Raw genomic sequence first — 19,391 nt, forward strand, 5'->3', positions numbered from 1 at the left:
GACGCGGCTCTTTCAATTCTCTCCGATCCCGGTGATCAGCGTGTCACGACCACCGTCGTGCCGACAGAGACGCGGCTGTAGAGATCGGTGATGTCGTCGTTGAGCATGCGGATGCAGCCATAGGAGACGAAGCCGCCGACCGAGCCCGGCACGTTGGTGCCGTGGATCGCATATTCGCCGCCGGCGAGCGTCATCGCCGCAACGCCCATCGGGTTGCGCGGCGAGCCGCCGGGAATGACGTCGGGAAGCTGAGGCTTGTCGCGCTTCACCTCGGCGGGCGGCGACCAGGCCGGATTGCGGTATTTGCCGTCGATACGGGTCGTGCCGGCCCACTGCTTGCCGGACTTGCCGACGCCGACCGGATAGCGCACGGCGTGGCCGTCATCGAGAATGAGATAGAGCCGCCGCTCGTTGGTCTTGACCACGATGGTGCCCGGCGAATAGTCGGCCAGGTGCGTCCCCACCATTTCCGGCCGCGCCTCCGCCGCCGTTGACATCAATATCCCTGCCCCGATGGTGGCGGCCAGCGCCACAGCAATCCTCATCGCCATCAATGCTTCCCCTTGCCCCGTACGGGTCGTCCAAATCTACGCAGAACCCGGCAATCGCTGCCTTGCCCGGACATTCTTTACCGCGCCTGTTAACCGGATGGTTTCTACGCGCGGCCGCCGAGGGCCAGCCAGCAGGGGGAACAAAGGAAATGTTCGAAATAAAGTAAATGACTGGAAAACAACACTCGGCGGGAAAGATACGGCCATGCCGGCAAGCGCCCTAACAAGAGCGTGAGGGTGTGAACCGCTGTTGTTTCGGGGGGCGACAGAGTGCGGAGCGAGGTTTGGTCGCGTGTCCCGGACAAGGCGCGGCACGAAGTGACGAGGCGCAGAGCCGGGACCCAGTTCTTTGCGTGTGGACAGTCGGGCCCCGGCTCTGCAGCGCACCGCTGAAGTGCGCGCTGCGCTGCGTCCGGGGCACGAGACCTTGGCTTACGCCGACTTCTTGTTCTGCCGGTTCTTGACGAGGTCGTCGACCACGGCGGGATCGGCCAGGGTCGAGGTGTCGCCCAGGCTGCCCGGCTCGTCCTCGGCGATCTTGCGCAGGATGCGGCGCATGATCTTGCCGGACCGGGTCTTGGGCAGGCCCGGCGCGAACTGGATCTGGTCGGGCGAGGCGATCGGGCCGATCTCCTTGCGCACCCAGGTCACGAGCTCCTTGCGCAGATCCTCGGTCGGCTGGACGCCGGCCATCAGGGTGACATAGGCGTAGATGCCCTGGCCCTTGATGTCGTGCGGGAAGCCGACGACGGCAGCTTCCGACACCTTCTCATGCGCAACCAGCGCGCTCTCGACCTCCGCGGTGCCCATGCGGTGGCCGGAGACGTTGATGACGTCGTCGACGCGGCCGGTGATCCAGTAATAGCCGTCGGCGTCGCGCCGGCAGCCGTCGCCCGTAAAATACTTGCCCTTGTAGGTCGAGAAATAGGTCTGCTCGAACCGCGCGTGATCGCCATAGACCGTGCGCATCATGCCCGGCCATGCCCGGGTGAGACAGAGATTGCCGGTGGTCTCGCCTTCCAGAACCTTGCCGTCGGCATCGACGATCTCCGGCACCACGCCGAAGAAGGGCTGCGTCGCCGAGCCCGGCTTGAGCTTAGTGGCGCCCGGCAGCGGCGTGATCAGGATGCCGCCGGTCTCGGTCTGCCACCAGGTATCGACGATCGGGCAGCGGTCCTCGCCGACGACGCGGTGATACCACTCCCAGGCTTCCGGATTGATGGGCTCGCCGACCGAGCCGAGCAGGCGCAGCGAGGCGCGCGAGGTCTTCTTCACCGGCTCGTCGCCACCCTGCATCAGCGCGCGGATCGCGGTCGGCGCGGTGTAGAAGGTATTGACCTTGTGCTTGTCGATGACGTTCCAGAAGCGGGAATTGTCCGGATAATTCGGCACGCCCTCGAACATCAGCGTGGTCGCGCCGTTGGCGAGCGGCCCGTAGAGAATGTAGCTGTGGCCCGTGACCCAGCCGACGTCGGCGGTGCACCAGTAGATGTCGCCGTCGTGATAGTCGAAGACGTATTGATGCGTCATCGCGGCATAGACGAGATAGCCGGCGGAGGTGTGCAGCACGCCCTTGGGCTGGCCGGTCGAGCCTGAGGTATAGAGGATGAACAGCGGATCCTCGGCGTGCATGTGCTCGACCGGGCATTCCGTCGTCACCATCGCCGCCGCCTCGTGATACCAGAGGTCGCGGGTCGGGTTCATGTCGATCTTGCCGCCGGTGCGCTTGACCACGACGACCCAGTCGACGGCGTCGGCCTTGGCGAGCGCTGCGTCGACATTGGCCTTCAGCGGCACCTTCTTGCCGCCGCGCAGGCCTTCGTCGGCGGTGATGATCACCTTGGACTGGCAGTCGTTGATGCGCTGGGCGAGGCTGTCGGGCGAGAAGCCCGCGAACACCACGGAGTGGATCGCGCCGATCCGCGCACAGGCCAGCATCGCGTAGGCCGCTTCCGGAATCATCGGCAGGTAGATGGTGACGCGGTCGCCCTTCTTGACGTTGCGGGTACGCAGGATGTTGGCCATCCGGCAGACCTCGTCGTGGAGTTCTTTGTAGGTGATGTGGCGGGACTGCGAGGGATCGTCACCTTCCCAGATGATTGCGGTCTGGTTGGCGCGCTTGTGCAGATGACGGTCGATGCAGTTATGGGCGACGTTGAGGACGCCGTCCTCGAACCATTTGATCGAGACGTTGCCCGGCGCGAAGGAGACGTTCTCGATTTTCGTCGGCGCCTTCATCCAGTCGATCCGCTTGGCCTGTTCGGCCCAGAAACCGTTCGGGTCCGAGATCGAGCGGGCGTACATTTCCTTGTACTTGGCTTGGTCGACCCAGGCGCGCTTTGCCCATTCCGCCGGCACGTCGTAAATCTTCTCGGACATATTTCCCTCCACATGCGGCAAGCTCAGGCAATGCCGACATCAATCATTGGGCTGATTATGCGTCGGGCTAACCGGACCCGACAAGGTGCACAAGCTGGACCTTCGGCGAGCGGCCCGCCATGCGAAGGATCAAGGTGCGCAGGCCGGCTGTCGCAAATCTGAAACAGGCCGGTCGGCGCCTTTCGGCTCTTTACCCAGATCCCCGGAACAGGCCCGCGCAGAGCCCCATGCGCCGTTCGGAGGTATTTGGGAACCGTCTCTCACCGATTCGGGACTCGCAATACGGTTCGGAACACCCTAAATGGCCAACCCGGGTCCAAAGAGACCCCCTAGGAACAAAAATCAGAACAGCGGCATTGACCGGTAACAGGCAGGGCTAAGGCGTAACACTATGATGGATCAGCAGAATCTCGGGACGATGCGGCCCGCTTCAGCCGATCCTGCAGCTGTTGCGCTGGCCAAGGCCCTGGGACAATGGCCGAAACCGGCCGCATCAGCGCGTCTCAGCCCGAAAAAGGTCTTCGACGCGGCGCCCGCGGCGACGGTCGAGGCGCTGGCCAGGGAGCTGGGCCTGCGGCTCGGCGACCAGAACGAGCTGACCATCCGCCGTATCAAGTGCGGCAAGGGCTATTCCTTCGTCCGTCCCAACGGCGCGCATATCCGCGACGCCCGCACCATCCGCCGGCTGCACGCCATGGCGGTGCCGCCGGCCTATCGCGAGGTGCGCTACTCGGCCGATCCGAGCACGCATCTCCAGGCGGTGGGACGCGATGCCGCGGGCCGGCTGCAATACCGCTATCACGCCGACTGGGAGAAGGTCCGCGAGCACCGCAAGGCGCATCGCCTGGAGAAACTCGTCGGCGCGCTGCCAAAGATCCGGCGCAAGGTGTCGGCGTTCCTGTCGGGTGACGAGCCGACACGCGAATTCGCGCTCTCGGCCGTGATCGAGCTGATCGCGCGCACCGCGATCCGTCCCGGCAACGAATCCTATGCCCGCCTCAACGGAACCCGCGGCGCGACCACACTGCTGAAGTCGAACGTGACACTGGAAGACGATTGCTTCGTGCTGACCTTCAAGGCGAAGGGCGGCAAGGCGGTGCGGAAGGAGTGCGACGCGGCCAAGCTGGTGCGCGCCATCGGCATCCTGCGCGGCGTTCCCGGCAAGCGCATGTTCCAGTATCGCGATGCCTACGGCATCGTGCGCGCGGTCAACACCACGCAGGTGAACGCGTTTTTGCGCGAGATCGCCGGCATCAAGATTTCGCTGAAGGATTTTCGCACCCTGATGGCCTCCGCCGTCGTGGTGGAATCGCTGTCGCGGATCACGCCGGCGACCAGCCAGCGCGGCCGCAAGAAGCAGGTGCTGGACGCGATCCGTGCCGCGGCCGACAAGCTCTCCAACACGCCGGCGATCTGCCGCAAGAGCTATGTCCACGACACCATCGTCACCGCCTTCGAGGACGGCATTCTCGAGCGCTTCGCCGCGACCATGAAGGGCCAGCGCTCGCAGGCGAGGCGCGAGCAGCTTCTGGCGCAGGTGGTCGCGACCGCGGCGGTGTAACGACCCCACAAGAGCTACGACTTGGTCGAGACGCCGTTATCCGGACCGGGATCGTTGCCCGCGGCTGCGGTGGTGAGTCGTTCCAGATAGTGCGCCCAACCCTTCGCGTGTGCGGCGGCCTGTTCCTCGGTCGGCAGCCCGCTATGGGTCATGCGCAGCAGCGTGCCGCCGTCGCGCTCGATCAGGTCGATCTCGATCAGGCTCGATCCGGGTGGTACTTCCTGGCCGCCCTCCCAGCCAAACGTGTAGGCCAGACGATGCACCGGCACGACCTCGCGGAAGGCGCCGCGGGCGGCGGCGCCGCGCGGGCCGATACCCTTGAGCAGATAGAGCCCGCCGGGATGCGGTTCCGTCGTCGCGTCGGAACCCATCCAGCTCAAGATCTTCTCGGAATCGGTCAATAGGCGAAGACGGTGGCACGCGGGGCTGCGATCTGGGTCTCGCGTCGCACTATGAACGGTTCGGTCATCGGCGATCATCCCTCGTCTTGCCTTGAGCTGCCCTTGGGCTGCCCTCGGGACATGGCGGCGGCCCTGCGCTCCGTCAAGGATTGCCCGTGACAAAGACGGGCCTGCTTCGTCATCATCGGGCCATGCACCTCGCCCCGACCCTCGCCTGGCTCGGCGATGCCGCCTCCGATAGTCAGGGGGCCGACCGCCTGCTTGCGGACCTCGGCGCGCATCTGGTCGCCGACGGCGTGCCGCTTGCGGCAGGCGCCCTGACGCTGGAGGTGCCGCACCCGCTGATCGCGAAGCGGACCTGGCTGTGGCGCGCCGGGACCGGCACGGTGATCGAAGCGCTCGGCTTTGCACCAGGCGGATTGGCGCCCGACCCGCCCAACGATGCCGGTCGCCGCTGGCTCCGCGGCATTGCGGACGGCGAGGTGCACGAAGACATCGTCGGTCGGCCCGATGGACCGGTGCTCGGCTGGATCGGGCCGCGTCCGTTCACGGCGGATGAAATCGAACAACTGCGCCAGGCTGCGCGATTTGCCGCGACGCCCCTTGCCGTGCTCGCCGCGCGCGCCACGTTGCGGGCGACGCTGGATGCCTATCTCGGCAAACGCAGCGCGGAACGGGTGCTGGCGGCACCGCTGCGGCGCGATCTCGGCGAAACCATTCAGGCCGCGCTACTCTATGCGGACTTGCGCAATTTCACGATCCTGTCGGAAACCACGCCGCCGGCCCAGGTGATCGCGGCGCTCGACGCCTGGTTCGACCGCATCGCCGGTGGCGTTCACGCCTTTGGCGGCGAGGTGCTGAAATTCATCGGCGACGGCGTGCTCGCGATCTTTCCGGTGGTCGAGGCATCACCGCGCCGCGCCTGCGATGCGGCCTTGCGCGCCGCAGGCGCGGCCCGGGCGGGGATGGCCCACCTCAACGACGAGCGCCGCAACCAGGGCCTGCCGCCGCTCTCGTTTGGCGCGGCGCTCCATCTCGGCGAGATGCTGTGGGGCAATATCGGCGCCGCCAACCGCCTCGATTTCACGGCGATCGGTCCCGCCGTCAATCTCGCCAGCCGGCTCGAGGGATTGTGCAAGCCGCTTCGCGAGACCGTGCTGGTGTCGGGCGCGCTCGCCGCCGAGACGGACATGGCTCTCGTTGCGCTTGGATCGCATCCGCTGCGCGGCATTGCCGCGCCATGCGAGGTCTTTGCGCTGCCGGAGACGTAAGTCGGACAGCGTAGATGGGATAACTCCTACATCCCGCCCATCTTGCAGACGAGCTTCCACTCCTCCGCCGTCACCGGCTGCACCGACAGGCGCGAATATTTCACCAGCGCCATGTCGGCGAGCTTCTTCTCGGCCTTGATCGCGGCCATCGTCACCGGCGTCTTCAAGGGCTTGTCGGCCTTGATGTCGACGCAGACGAATTTTTCGGTCTTGTCGGTCGGATCCGGATAGGCCTCCTTGACGATCTCCGCGATGCCGACGATCTCCTTGCCCTCGTTGGAATGATAGAAGAACGCCTTGTCGCCCTTCTTCATGGCGACGAGGTTCTGGCGCGCGGTGTAATTGCGCACCCCCGTCCAGGCTTCGCCCTTGGCGCCCTTCGCCACCTGCTGGTCCCAGGACCACACCGACGGTTCGGATTTCACCAGCCAGTAGTTCATCGCGCGCCCTATCCGTTCGTCATGGCCGGGCATAGCCGTCCGAAGGACGGCGTCGCTTTCGCTCGCCTATGCCCGACCATCCACGTCTCTGCTTCCGTGTTCAATACCAAGACGTCGATGCCCGCGACAAGCGCGGGCATGACGGAAGATGTTATTCTTCTGCCTTGAACGGCCGCGTCAGCAGCCCCTCGATCGCTGCGTCGATCGTCAATTTGTTGTCGAGGATGGCAGCGACGGCCTGCGAGACCGGCATGTCGACGTTCCGTGCGGCCGCGAGCTCGACCAGCACCGGCGCGGTGAATGCGCCTTCCGCAAGCTTGCCCGCCGGCGCCGCCTCGCCGCGGCCGAGCGCAATGCCGAGCGCGAAATTGCGCGATTGCGCGGTTGAACAACTCAGGAGCAGGTCGCCAAGGCCGGAGAGGCCCGAGAGCGTTTCCGGGCGCGCGCCGCAGGCGCGGCCGAGCCGTGCCAGCTCGCTGAAGCCGCGCGTGGTCAGCGCGGCGAGCGCGGAGGCCCCGAGGTTGCGGCCGACCACGATGCCGGCGGCGATCGCCAGCACGTTCTTGGCGGCGCCACCGATCTCGACGCCGCGGACGTCGGTGGAGTGATAGGGCCGGAACGTCGGCGAGCCCAACGCCTGCACGAGGCTGCTGGCCAGCTCTTCCTCCTTCGCCGCCAGCGTCACCGCCGTCGGCAGGCCGCGCGCGACGTCGTCGGCAAAGCTCGGGCCCGACAGGATCGCCGGCTGCGCGTGCTGCGCGGCTTCGGCGATCACCTCGGTCATGAATTTGTGGGTGCCGTGCTCGATGCCCTTGGCGCAGGCGACGACCGGTGTCGGTCTTGCGATGTGCGAGGCCAGCATGTTGACGGCGCCGCGCAGATGCTGCGCCGGCGTTGCGATCAGCAGCATGTCCGCGCGCGCGGCGAGCGCCAGCTCGCTCGTCACGACGATTTCCGGCGCAAGCCGCACGCCGGGCAGCCGCGGATTGTCGCGGGTCGACGCGATGCGCGTCGCATGCTCGGCATTGCGCGCCCAGAGCGTCACGCTCCGCCCGGCCCGCGCTGCCACCATCGCCAGCGCCGTGCCCCAGGCGCCCGCTCCGATCACCGCAACGGAGTGGAACGCGGTCATCGCTCGCTCCCTCCGCTCCCTCTCCCCGCTTGCGGGGAGAGGGTTGGGGTGAGGGAGAGTCTCCGCAAGGGAGGTGGCAGCTGGATTCGCGGAGAGTCCCCCTCACCCGGATTGCATCTACGATGCAATCCGACCTCTCCCCGCAAGCGGGGCGAGGTGAAGTGGAGCTCGTGGAGACGCCTCTCCATTTAGAATCCCGCTCGCGTCTTGCCGTAGCCCGCGGGCGCCGTCGCATTCGCGTCGAGCAGCCAGCGTGCGCGGGGCTGGGCTTCCATCGTGTCGGTCATTCCCAGCGCGAGGCGCTCGGCGCCGGCCCAGGCGATCATCGCGCCGTTGTCGGTGCAGAGCGCGGGCGGCGGCATGATCAGTTGCGTCTTGGCCTGCCGAGCGACGTCATGCAGCGCGCCGCGGATCGCCTGATTGGCGGCGACGCCGCCGGCGGCCACGAGCGCGCGCGGCGCGCCGAACTGTTCGCGGAAAAGTCTCAAGCCGACACTTAGCCGGTCGGCCGTCGCCTCCAGCACGGCGGCCTGGAAGCTTGCGCAGAGATCGCTGATGTCCTGCGGCGTGATCTCGGCGATCCGGCTCGCTTCGTTGCGCACCGCGGTCTTCAATCCCGACAGGGAGAAGTTGGCATCCGGCCTGCCCTGCATCGGCCGCGGAAAGGCAAAGCGCGCGGCATCGCCGCCGGCCGCCGCGCGCTCGACCTGCGGGCCGCCGGGATAGGGCAGGCCCAGCATCTTCGCGACCTTGTCGAAGGCTTCGCCGATGGCGTCGTCGACGGTGGTGCCGAGCCGCACATATTGGCCGACGCCGGTGACCGCGACGATCTGGGTGTGGCCGCCGGAGGCGAGGAACAGGCAGTACGGGAATTCGATTCCGTCGGTCAGCCGTGGCGTCAGCGCATGCGCCTCCAGATGGTTCACCGCGACCAGTGGCGTGTCGTGCACCAACGCGATCGCCTTCGCGGTGGTGAGCCCGACGATGACGCCGCCGATCAGGCCGGGTCCCGCGGCCGCCGCGACGCCATTGAGCTGGGCGAAGCCGATGCCGGCCTCGCGCATGGCGCGGTCGATGATGCCGTCGAGCAGGTCGACATGCGCGCGGGCGGCAATCTCCGGCACCACGCCGCCGAATGGGGCATGCTCATCGACCTGCGACCGCACGATGTTGGACAGGATCTTGCCGCTGCCGTCAGGCGCGCGCTCGATCACGGCCGCGGCGGTCTCGTCGCAGGTGGTTTCGATGCCCAATACCAGCATTGGCGAATTGTTATCCAATTTGCGCCCTTGCGCTCATCCGGAAAGCAGAGTTCTGGTACGTCCGGTAGCATTCCGGGGTCGGCTTGCGCAATCGTCACGCGCGGCCGTCTTTGCGAATGCGTCACCGTCACGCGGTTCGGGAACACGAGCGATGTCCATTCTTGTCACACGGCCGCATCCCGACAATGAGGCGACGGCGGACAATTTGCGCGCGCGGGGACACGTGGTGCTGCTCGCGCCGATGCTCAAATTCGAGCCGGTCGCTTTCCACGACGAGAGCGAGGCGAACTATAGCGCCATCATCGTCACATCGGCCAATGCGATCCGTGCCGTCGCGCCGCAATTGCAGGATCTCGGCCTGTTGAAGCTGCCGCTGTTCGCGGTCGGCGAGCACACCGCGACTGCCGCGCGAGACGCCGGCTTTGCCGAGGTGATTATCGCCGGCGGCGATTCCGCGGCCCTGCGCGACACGGTCGTCCGGAGTGCGCGCGACAAGGTGCTGAAAAAGAAAAGCACGCTGCTTTATCTCGCCGGCGCGGATCTGTCGCGCGATCTCGGCGGCGAACTCGGCACCGAAGGCTTCAACGTGGTGACGCAGACCACCTATCGCATGGCGCCGGTCAAGGTTCTCCCGCGCGATGTCTGCGAGGGTTTTGCCGCGCATGGGATCGAGGCGGTGCTTCATTACTCCCGGCGCAGCGCGCGAGCCTTCCTGGATGCAGCGCGGGACGAAGGCGTCGAAATCTCGGCGCTGGCGATCCCACAATGCTGCCTGTCCGAGACGGTCGCAAGCGTGCTGCGCGATGCCGGTGCGTCGCAGGTTCTGGTGGCCGCGAAACCGGACGAAAATGCCTTATTTGACACCTTGGAGCGTGCTTTGCAGACCCGTTTGGCGTAAGAGGTCGGGCCGAATCCGACGCGATCGGGTCTGCCCAAGATCTACGCCAGGGATCTGTGCAAGGTATGGAAGTGTGAGGAACCGTCACGATGGCCGACGACAAGCCTGAAGACGCAGGATTGGCCCCCGAGTCCGGTCGTGCCAAGCGCCCCCCGCCGACCATCGACCTCGAGGCGACCGATGTCTCGACCCAGCCGCAGGAGGTGGCGGGCGAGCCCGAGGCTCCGCCGGTGAGCGAGCACACCGAGCCCAAGCAGGCAAAATCCGAGCAGGCTGACGCCGAGCCGGAGCGCGCCGAGGCGCAGGCCGCGGTTGCGCCCGCTCCCGCGTCGCCTCCGGTTTCGCCCTGGGTCATTGCACCGCTCTCCGGTGCGGTGGCGGCGGCCGTCGTGATCGCGGTCGGCTGGATGCTGGGCTGGCCCGCCGTGCAGGCGCCGCCTGCCGCGCCACAAGTGACGAGCGCGACAGTCGACGCTCTGAACGGTCGCGTTGCCGCGGTCGAAGCCAAGGCTGGCAAGCCCGCCGCCGATCCGGCCATGGTGGCGCGGATCGATGCGCTGGAAAAATCCGTGGGCAGCCTGCGCAGCGACATCGCCAATCTGCGCGCACAGTCCGACAAGACCGCGAGCGCTCTGAACGATGCGAAATCTGCGCCGGGCGCCGCTTCGCCTGATCTTGCCGCTCTCAACGACCGCATCGCGCAGCTCGAGCGCGCCGGCAAGACGGAGCGGGCCGAGCTTGCGCAGCAGGGCGAGAAGATCGCCGACGCCAGGACGATGGACGACAAGCCGCTGCGCCATGTGGTGGCGGCGGCCCTGCTCGACGTCGCCGTGCGCCATGGCGATCCCTATGAGGCGCAGCTCGCCGCGGCGCGGTCGCTGGCGGCCAAGCCCGAGATGCTGAAGCCACTCGACACCTTTGCATCGTCGGGCATCCCGACCCCCGTCGCGCTGAGCCGCGAGCTCCTCAACATCGTGTCAAAGCTGTCGCCGCCGGCGGATGCCCAGTCCAGCGGCGGCGGCATCGTCGAGCGCCTCCAGGCCGGAGCGTCAAAGCTCGTCCGCATCGAACGGACCGACGGGGTCGGCAATGATCGCGGCGCCATCGTGGCGCGGGTGACGGCTGCTGCGCTCCGCAATGATTTCGTCGAGGCGCGGCGCGAGTTGAAGACGCTGCCCGATGCCGATCGCGCGCCGGCGCAGGCCTGGCTCGACAAGGCCAATGCCCGCGATGCCGCGCTCGCCGCCTCCCGCAAATTCGCCGACGATGCCATGGCGGATCTCGTCAAGCCTGCTCAATAAAGCTTCGCGCAACAATCAGCGCGTATAGGGATCGCCATGCTTCGCATCGTCCTTTTCCTCGTCTTGATTGCGCTGGCGGCGGCCGGCGCGGCCTGGGTTGCCGATCAGCCCGGCGATCTCGTCCTGACGGCGGGCGGCTTCCGCGCCTCAACGACGTTGCCCAGATTCGTGTTCTTGCTTGGCCTCTTTGCCGCGGCAGTCGTGCTGGTCTGGAGCATCCTGACGACGATCTGGCGGACGCCGGGGCGTTTGCGCCGCCGCAGTCACGAAAAGCGCCACGCGCGCGGCCGCCACGCCATCACCCACGGCCTGCTCGCGATCGGCCATGGCGATACCGCGCTCGCCCGCCGTCATGCCGAGACGGCGCGGCGGCATGCGCCGAACGATCCGCTCGCGCTTCTCTTGCATGCGCAGTCGGCGCAGCTCGAAGGCAATCGCGACGAGGCGCAGCGCGCCTTCCGTGCCATGGCCGAGCGCGAGGATACGCGGCTGCTCGGCCTGCGCGGCCTGTTCATCGAGGCGCAGCGCGCCGACGATGCGGTCGGCGCCGTCATGATCGCGGAGGAAGCGATCAAGCTGTCGCCGTCGTCGACCTGGGCCTCGCATGCGGTGCTCGGCTTCCGCTGCGCGCGCGGCGACTGGAGCGGCGCGCTGGCGATCCTCGATTCGAACCTGTCCGCGGGCCTGATCGACAAGCCGGCCTATCGTCGCCAGCGCGGCGTGCTGCTCACCGCACGCGCGCTGGAATTGCAAACGATGGATCGCGACGTCGCACGCGAGAGCGTGATGGAGGCGATCAAGCTCGCACCGACCCTGGTGCCGGCTGCGGTGCTCGCCGCAAAGTTCGAGAGCGAGGCGCATCAGGTGCGCCGCGCCATGAAGCTGGTCGAGGCCGCCTGGCTCGCCAATCCGCATCCGGATCTCGCCGAGGCCTATGCACATGTGAAGCTCGGCGATTCCGCGCGGCAGCGCTTGCAGCGGGTCGAGACGCTTGCGGCCAAGACGCCTGCCGACAAGGCCGGCCATATTGAAGGCCAGCTCGCGCTCGCACGCGCCGCGATCGATGCCTCCGAATTCAGCCGCGCACGGGCGGTGCTGGCGCCTTATGTCAACGATCCGACCCAGCGGGTCGCACTGCTGATGGCCGAGATCGAGCGCACCGAGCACGGCGACGGCGGCCGCGCCCGCGCCTGGACCTTGCGCGCGGTGCGCGCTCGCCACGATCCGGCCTGGACCGCCGACGGCTATGTCAGCGATCGCTGGCGCCCGGTTTCCCCGGTCACCGGCCGCCTCGACGCCTTCCAGTGGCAGACGCCGGTCGCGAGCCTTCCTTCCGACAAGGGCGACTTGATCGAATCCTCGGCCTTCGAGGAAGCCATGCTGGCGGCCCCGCCGCCGAAGCGGGTGACGGCGCCTGCGAATGACACCCTGATGGAACCGGCTCCGGCTGCATCGGTCCCGGCGGAGCAGGACAATTCGCCTCCGGCGGCCAAGGAAGAGCCGAAGGAAGAGCCTGCGATGACGTCTGCGGAGCCGGTCACGCCGGCCCCCGAGCCGGCCGAATCATCGCCGGCGGCGGCAACGCCGGTGTTCCGGACCCGTGCCGACCTCGGCAAGCCCGCACCCGTCCCGATCCCCGCCGTCATCCCGATCGTCCGCGCCCCGGATGATCCCGGGATCGATGACGAGGGCCCGAGCGATGAATTTACGGAACAAATCGGCACGCCCAAGGCCCAGGCCGGCGGCTGGCGCGGATTCTGGTCCCGCTGGGGCGCCTAAGCCGCATTTCGCACCCGGCTTGTTCTTGCCAATTCGGGCCATGCCCGATATCAGGAGCGCGCGTATCGGGACCGGCATCGTCCGAGCCCGGCAGGGTTCGCCGCAATAGCTCAGTCGGTAGAGCACGTCATTCGTAATGACGGGGTCGGGGGTTCGAATCCCTCTTGCGGCACCAACTATTTCAATAGCTTACGCGGTTTTCCGGTAGATAGCTTCCGTCGTTAATCAATGTGTTAATCAATGTCGGGCCTGACTATCCGTCGCGGCCTGACTATCCGAAGAGATCAGGCTGGGTCATCTCATCCAACCGGATGACGCCCAGCAATTGCCAGGTCTGCGGCCTCTTGGCTTGGTTTCCGAGTGCGAAAGCCATGCCTTTGCTGGGATACTGTTCGTCGTAGACAGCTCGCATGCGATCCAGCGCACCTGCCTCGCCGTACTCGGCTTGCCAGCGCCAGAACATCGCATGTGTTTCCCAGTCCCCGTTCTGGTAGTCGTGGCGGCCGTCGTCGTCCTCGAACTGAAATCTGAAATCGAAGGGAGACGGCTCAAGCTCAGCCAGCTCCTTGTCGAAAATCGATGTTTGCTGAGCGGCAGCCTTGTATGCCTCTCGTTCCTCCACAAGATCAGCCGCTGACTTGCGTTTGGCGATGAACTTCGTGTTTCGAGGCCGGATGAGAGTTAGCGATCTTCCGAGGGCCATTGCCTCCTTGGCTGAGCCGGTGATGAGCGGTGTAAGCAGCCGCGTCCGCTCGTCTTGCGGCAATTGGCCGTCGATGGCGATGCTATCCTCGTAGACGTGACAGCTCTCGCTTCGCTTGTCCCGTGTCGGTGGCCGGTAGGAGAACTTCACCCAATTCCATCGGGAGAAACTGCTGTCGCCGCGAAGGTGCCGGAAGCGTATAGGGAAGAGCCGTTTCCAATGGCCGTCAGCGGTCACGCCGGCACAGCAGACGGTCTCCCCGTAGGTTCTACTGGGCTGCGGCAGCGCCTTGACCAGAACGACTGCTCGGGAGCTTTGCGGCGTTACGGACATAGCGATCAGGTTCATCACCGTAGAGGTGGAACATAGTGACCTGAGTCGGTAGTGCCGTTGCAACAATCAACCTGTGGCATTCACTGGGATCACGCTCGAAGCACATCAGGCAGGTGGTCTGCTCGTCCACCAGCTTGGCCAGCTCTTGGAGGCTTTGCTGCGGCCCGCACTGAGCGAGGTGCTTACCGTAAATCTTCCGAAATTGGTCGAAGTGGCCCGCCCTTGCGGCATCCCGGCCGGGCTTCGGGTCGCCGAGTGCCGCGAGGTGAACGTACCGAATGCCCTCCCGCTCAACGCGATCGCGGAGCTTGTTCTTCGAGAACCCCTTCTTCCGGGAGATCGGCACGGCGCGGACATCGGCCAAGAGCTGCACCTTGACGCTCTTCAGCGTGGCCACAAAGCGGTCGATGTCGGTGCCTTCGTAGCCAATGGTGTACAGCGTCGTCATCCAAATCACCCCTGTCGCGGCGCTCATATTGGTTTAGCGAAGGTAAACGCTCCATTACGCTGGTTAGTGAGCAGATGCAAAAACACTGATCGGGCCGGCAAGATGCACCCAGAGCTGGCCGCCTAAGCAGCCCAACTCCTCTGGCCGCTCGGCTCCGGCCGGGTCGAGGTCGCCCCAACACAGAGGCAGTCGGATGCGCCGGGATTTTTTCAGAAGACATTGAGATCAACCCGACCCATCACTTCATTCGACGCAACATCGCGGGCAACCTGCTCTTTCGAGCGGAAGTCGCCCGGCAGCCACGTGCTGATCTGCACCACAGGCAGCTTGAGAAACGCGGTCTCTCGATGGTGAAAGGCTGAATGTCCGAAGGGCGTGATGTCCAACAAACTGAAGTTGATCGGATCGACATCACCAGTCAGCACAAACCCTAAGGGCGCGAAAGCGATTTCCGCAAACACGTGCTGCTTACCGTTGATCAACACCCCCGACATCGGTGCTTGCCGATTGCCGACAGACTTGCTCGGGTCGATCAGATAGGCAAACACCCTCAGATCGTGCGGCATGTACCGCCGCTCCCTATGGAGTACGAACCGCGGAATGTCTGGAAACCGTTCTTGAAGTGATGGACCACAGGCGCTGCAGAACATGGCCATCACTTGCTTCAACACTCGAAGCGGGAAGATGCGATAGGGATACGCAAGCGAGGCAGTGCCGCCTGACCTCGTAACGAGTTCTAGCGCTTGCCGTGCCATCGCGACATACGCGGAGCCATACCAGCTGCCAGTATCGTTGTTGCACTTTTCGCAGAGAGTGTGTTTGCCCGCGCCAGCCTGTACCCACTTGCCCTGAGGCGGCTGAGGCTTTCCGTCCCACTCACCTGCCAACATCTTCTGGATGTTCGTCTCGAAGACGCGTTGGTCGTTGAATGCTGCGCGAGGAGGCACGTGCTCGAAGGAGAGCGGCACACCCTTCGCTCCACAGATACAGCACTGCCCGATTTGCTGAACCAATCAGCCCCCCTGCCTTATGCAGCAGATGTAGGCGGTATCCTGTGTAGTTCAATCATTGGGCGTGGATAAAGGATGACACGCCCATTCGGAAACACCGGGCCATGGGCGGGCCGTAGCGCCATCGGTCGGGGCTGGAAGATCGCCTGCAGACGGCGTAGCGGGGTCGCCGGCACACGGTGACGATGCTTCTCTCCGGCCGAGGCAAAGAGAACACTTCGCGAAATTGGTTGCGAGTGCTGGAGACCGCTTGGGTTTTAAGCGGGCTGGAAGCCGGCATAGCTCTGGACGGCAACTTCAGGGAGTGTAGATTTCGTTCATGCATCTAAGGGAGTGATGTTTTTGCTACGAAAATTGTGCTAGCCGGTCTCCATGCTTTCCTTGAACCAAGTTATTGCAGGCGCGAAGGTGCGCGGTCTGGCCGGTGCCTCGCCCGTAGAGATCGTGCGCACCGAGTGGATCGGCTCTGATGCCCTAAACGTGGTTTATCGTGGCCCCGATGGTCCAGCTGAGGTGCTGCTCTTCCGTGACGTCGAGCCTCGTCTCGAACTGGTCCAGGAGAGCCGTGCATTCAGTTTCGACGGCGACGGAGAGGCCTATCGGATCGCATCTGAAGCGCAGCGCATTCGGCTAGCGCATCTATTCGATCCCTACCTTGCTGTCCACAGCTCGCGGATCGAGCCGCTGCCGCACCAGATCACGGCCGTCTATGGCGAAATGCTACCCCGTCAGCCTTTGCGGTTCCTGCTTGCCGATGATCCTGGCGCCGGCAAAACCATCATGGCTGGACTTCTGATCAAGGAATTGATCATTCGCGGCGATCTGGAGCGCTGTCTCATCATCGCGCCGGGCAGTCTTGTCGAGCAGTGGCAGGACGAGTTGAAGGAAAAATTCGATCTTACCTTCGATATCGTTTCGCGAGAGCAGATCGAGACCTCGGTCACCGGCAACCCCTTCGTCGAGCGCAATCACCTCATCATGCGGCTGGACATGGCTTCCCGGTCGGAGACGCTGCAGGCGAAACTGCAGGCCGCGCCAGATTGGGACCTTATTATCTGCGACGAAGCCCATCGCATGTCTGCGAGCCTGTTCGGCAACGAGGTCAAGTACACCAAGCGTTACAAGCTCGGGCAGTTGGTCGGCGGCCGGACGCGCCACTTCCTGCTTATGTCGGCGACGCCGCACAATGGTAGCGACGCAGATTTCCAGCTGTTCATGGGGTTACTTGACGCTGACCGTTTCGAGGGACGTCAACGGGAAGGCGCCCGCAAGATCGACGTGTCTGATCTGATGCGCCGCCTCACAAAAGAGGAATTGAAAAAATTCGACGGAGCGCCGTTGTTCCCGGAGCGCAAGGCGTCCACGATTCAGTATCAGCTGTCTGATCTTGAAGCCCAGCTCTATGCCGCAGTCACGCAATATGTGCGCAACGAGATGCGCAACCTCAACAATCTCGGTGATGACAAGCGGAAAAATAACGTCGGGTTCGCGTTGCAAATATTGCAGCGGCGGCTCGCATCTTCGCCGGCTGCGATCTATCGCTCGCTGCTGCGCCGTCGTGAACGCCTCGAAGCTCGATTGGCCGAAGAGCGCATCATTGCCCGCGGTGGCAAGTTGCCGAACCAGGAGCAGCTGCCGGCCCTCTATGATGACGACGAAGATCGTGACCTGGACGAGGCAGGTGGTGCCGAGCTGGAGGAGGCCGAGCAGCAGATTGCGGATCGTGCTACTGCGGCCCAGACCATCCCCGAACTTGAAGCGGAACTGATCGTTCTTCGTGATCTCGAAAAGCTGGCTGATCAACTGCGCAAATCAGGCCAGGATGCCAAATGGCGTCAGCTCGGTGAAATCCTTGATAAGCCACCGATGGTGGATGAGGCGACCGGCCAACGCCGCAAGCTTTTGATCTTCACCGAACCGCGCGACACGCTGGAATATCTGGCCGACAAAATCAGGCAACGTATTGGCAAATCCGAAGCTGTGGCTGTCATCCATGGCGGGGTGCCACGTGATGTGAGGAAGGCCAACATTGCAGCCTTCAACGACGACCCCGAGGTCCGTATCCTAGTCGCAAACGATGCCGCCGGAGAGGGTGTCAATCTGCAACGCGGCGCTCACCTGATGGTGAACTACGACCTGCCTTGGAACCCGAACCGTCTGGAACAACGTTTCGGCCGCATCCACCGAATCGGCCAAACGGAAGTCTGCCATCTCTGGAATTTGGTTTCTGCCGACACGCGAGAAGGCGAGGTATATGCCCGACTGCTCGAGAAGCTGGAACGAGCGCGTGATGCCCTGGGAGGTCGCGACAGCGTCTATGATGTGCTTGGCGAGCTATTCCAGGACAAGCCACTGCGCGAGCTGCTGATGGAAGCCGTACTTTATGGCGATGACCCCAAGCACAAGCAGAGACTTCTTACCGCCGTGGATGGTGTGGTCGACCAGAAGAAGATCGAGACCTTGATCCGGGAGCGCAAGCTGACCTCCGAAGGGCTTGATCCACTCACTGTTATAGAGATCAGGGAGAAGATGGAGCGTGCTGCGGCGCGGCGGCTGCAGCCGTACTACATCCGTGCCTTTTTCGAGAAGGCTTTCGTGCGGCTTGGCGGGCAACTAAGAAGACGGGAAGCCGGACGTTACGAGATCACGCGCGTACCGGGACGCCTGCGTGACCGGCAGCGGTTCGCCGGTGGCGTTGTTCCCATCGCTGAACGTTACGAGCGTGTTTGCTTCGACAAGGCTCATCGCGACACACACAAGCCGCAGGCAGCGATCATCACCCCGGGTCAAGGGCTGCTCGATATGACGATTGCCGTCACGCTGGAGGACGCCGGGGATGTCCTGAAGCAGGGCGCCATCCTTGTGAACGAGGCCGATGAATTTGGCGTTGCTCCCCGTGTTCTGGTGACGCTGGAGCACACGATCCGTGACGGGCGGCCGGGCCGGAATGGGCAGCCAAGCGTGGTGTCGCGCCGGATGCAGTTCGTGATGCTCGATAGCCAGGGCAACGCTCAGGATGCGGGTCCTGCGCCTTATCTCGATTTTCGCTCTCTCCTGCCTGAAGAGACAGCCACAGCGCATGAGCTACTGGACGCCGATTGGCTCAAGGGCGACATCGAAAAGGTGGCGATGCACTTTGCTATCGCTGATCTCGTTCCGCAGCATCTCAGGGAGACGCGGGAGCGCAGGCTTGCAGAGGTCGATCGAGTCGAGGGCGAGGTCAAGGCGCGGCTCAAGCGCGAGATCAACTATTGGGATGGTCGTGCCGAGGAACTTGCCCTGAAGGAGCAGGCCGGCAAGGGTGGTCGCCTCAATTCCGGCAACGCGCGCGCCTATGCCCAAACACTAACCGAGCGGTTAGACCGCCGGCTGCGCCAGCTCGTCGAGGAACGTGACATCCAGGCTCTGCCACCGCAGGTGAAGGGCGCGGCGTTAGTCGTGCCAATAGGATTGCTGCGACCGAGGTCAAGTCAACCTTTCACGGGCTTCGCCGAAGATGCGCTGGCGCGCGCCGAAGTGGAGCGGCTCGCGATGCAGGCGGTATTCGCGGCCGAACGCGCGCTGGGCCGAGAGCCGCGGGACGTCTCAGCCGCAAAGATCGGTTACGATATCGAGAGCCGCGACCCCGTCACCGGGCACTTGCATTTCCTCGAGGTCAAGGGCCGCATCGAAACCGGCGATACGATAACCGTCACGACCAATGAGATGATTGTGGCGTTGAATGCCGAAGATAATTTCGTTTTGGCGATCGTTCCTATCACGGTAGGCGGGTTCGCGAATGAGCCTGTCTACGTACGCAAGCCATTCGATGGTGCGCCGGTCAGGGATGCCTGCGCTACGATCTTTCACCTCGACAAGCTGGTAGGGCGTGGGACCTCCCCATGCTGAGACGAGAACGCACGATTTTACCATTGATTGCAGT

General features: G+C 64.6%; 14 protein-coding genes, 1 tRNA gene and 1 pseudogene. 7 read left to right on the forward strand and 9 right to left on the reverse strand.

The genetic code is table 11. From position 1 onward, the window contains the following. Positions 1-35: 35 nt before the first annotated feature. The gene (locus ACFLEY_RS00420) at positions 36-551 is read right to left on the reverse strand and encodes a L,D-transpeptidase (protein WP_011083403.1); all 516 of its coding nucleotides are present in this window, start codon (positions 549-551) and stop codon (positions 36-38) included. A 432-nt stretch (positions 552-983) separates the two neighbouring features. Next, the gene (gene acs / locus ACFLEY_RS00425) at positions 984-2,930 is read right to left on the reverse strand and encodes an acetate--CoA ligase (RefSeq protein WP_060909639.1); all 1,947 of its coding nucleotides are present in this window, start codon (positions 2,928-2,930) and stop codon (positions 984-986) included. Positions 2,931-3,321: 391 nt separating this feature from the next. On the opposite strand from acs, the gene ACFLEY_RS00430 reads away from it, so the two are divergent. Beyond that, positions 3,322-4,491 (forward strand): DNA topoisomerase IB, encoded by a 1,170-nt coding sequence (locus tag ACFLEY_RS00430; protein WP_060909640.1) that lies wholly within the window; start codon positions 3,322-3,324, stop codon positions 4,489-4,491. 14 nt (positions 4,492-4,505) lie between these two features. Here the strand turns inward: ACFLEY_RS00430 and ACFLEY_RS00435 are convergent. After that, a pseudogene (locus tag ACFLEY_RS00435) lies at positions 4,506-4,960 on the reverse strand (SRPBCC domain-containing protein). Positions 4,961-5,083: 123 nt separating this feature from the next. Here ACFLEY_RS00435 and ACFLEY_RS00440 point away from each other — a divergent pair. Continuing rightward, positions 5,084-6,163, forward strand: coding sequence for an adenylate/guanylate cyclase domain-containing protein (locus ACFLEY_RS00440; protein ID WP_060912810.1), 1,080 nt, complete (start codon positions 5,084-5,086; stop codon positions 6,161-6,163). Between the two features lie 26 nt (positions 6,164-6,189). On the opposite strand, the gene ACFLEY_RS00445 is transcribed toward ACFLEY_RS00440, so the two are convergent. The 3 genes from ACFLEY_RS00445 to tsaD form a co-directional block, all read right to left on the reverse strand. Continuing rightward, positions 6,190-6,603 carry an EVE domain-containing protein gene (locus tag ACFLEY_RS00445; RefSeq protein WP_028174950.1) on the reverse strand — a complete coding sequence of 138 codons (414 nt, stop codon included), beginning with the start codon at positions 6,601-6,603 and terminating at the stop codon, positions 6,190-6,192. A 151-nt stretch (positions 6,604-6,754) separates the two neighbouring features. Beyond that, positions 6,755-7,735, reverse strand: coding sequence for an NAD(P)H-dependent glycerol-3-phosphate dehydrogenase (locus ACFLEY_RS00450; RefSeq protein ID WP_060909641.1), 981 nt, complete (start codon positions 7,733-7,735; stop codon positions 6,755-6,757). A gap of 188 nt (positions 7,736-7,923) precedes the next feature. Then, positions 7,924-8,997, reverse strand: a complete 1,074-nt coding sequence (gene tsaD / locus ACFLEY_RS00455) for a tRNA (adenosine(37)-N6)-threonylcarbamoyltransferase complex transferase subunit TsaD (protein ID WP_060909642.1) — start codon at positions 8,995-8,997, stop codon at positions 7,924-7,926. Positions 8,998-9,148: 151 nt separating this feature from the next. Between tsaD and ACFLEY_RS00460 the strand changes: the two genes are divergently transcribed. From ACFLEY_RS00460 to ACFLEY_RS00475, 4 genes are all read left to right on the forward strand, one after another. Continuing rightward, positions 9,149-9,895 carry a uroporphyrinogen-III synthase gene (locus tag ACFLEY_RS00460; protein WP_211433345.1) on the forward strand — a complete coding sequence of 249 codons (747 nt, stop codon included), beginning with the start codon at positions 9,149-9,151 and terminating at the stop codon, positions 9,893-9,895. An 89-nt stretch (positions 9,896-9,984) separates the two neighbouring features. Further along, a complete protein-coding gene (locus tag ACFLEY_RS00465; RefSeq protein WP_060909644.1) occupies positions 9,985-11,196 on the forward strand; it encodes a COG4223 family protein in 1,212 nt (403 codons plus the stop codon). 36 nt (positions 11,197-11,232) lie between these two features. After that, a complete protein-coding gene (locus ACFLEY_RS00470; protein ID WP_011083393.1) occupies positions 11,233-12,975 on the forward strand; it encodes a heme biosynthesis protein HemY in 1,743 nt (580 codons plus the stop codon). 99 nt (positions 12,976-13,074) lie between these two features. Further along, positions 13,075-13,150 (forward strand) — tRNA-Thr (locus tag ACFLEY_RS00475). 96 nt (positions 13,151-13,246) lie between these two features. Here the strand turns inward: ACFLEY_RS00475 and ACFLEY_RS00480 are convergent. From ACFLEY_RS00480 to ACFLEY_RS00490, 3 genes are all read right to left on the reverse strand, one after another. Further along, entirely contained in the window at positions 13,247-13,828 is a 582-nt protein-coding gene (locus ACFLEY_RS00480) for a hypothetical protein (protein WP_309142061.1), read from the reverse strand. 118 nt (positions 13,829-13,946) lie between these two features. Continuing rightward, positions 13,947-14,459, reverse strand: a complete 513-nt coding sequence (locus ACFLEY_RS00485; RefSeq protein WP_060912811.1) for a DUF488 family protein — start codon at positions 14,457-14,459, stop codon at positions 13,947-13,949. 209 nt (positions 14,460-14,668) lie between these two features. Next, complete coding sequence (locus ACFLEY_RS00490; RefSeq protein ID WP_129557410.1) at positions 14,669-15,472, reverse strand: hypothetical protein; 804 nt, start codon at positions 15,470-15,472, stop codon at positions 14,669-14,671. 369 nt (positions 15,473-15,841) lie between these two features. Here ACFLEY_RS00490 and ACFLEY_RS00495 point away from each other — a divergent pair, with 369 nt between their 5' ends. After that, positions 15,842-19,357 carry a helicase-related protein gene (locus tag ACFLEY_RS00495; protein ID WP_060909647.1) on the forward strand — a complete coding sequence of 1,172 codons (3,516 nt, stop codon included), beginning with the start codon at positions 15,842-15,844 and terminating at the stop codon, positions 19,355-19,357. Positions 19,358-19,391 lie beyond the last annotated feature (34 nt).

This window comes from Bradyrhizobium sp. YCK136, from assembly GCF_044570075.1.
Taxonomy (GTDB): Bacteria; Pseudomonadota; Alphaproteobacteria; order Rhizobiales; family Xanthobacteraceae; genus Bradyrhizobium; species Bradyrhizobium diazoefficiens.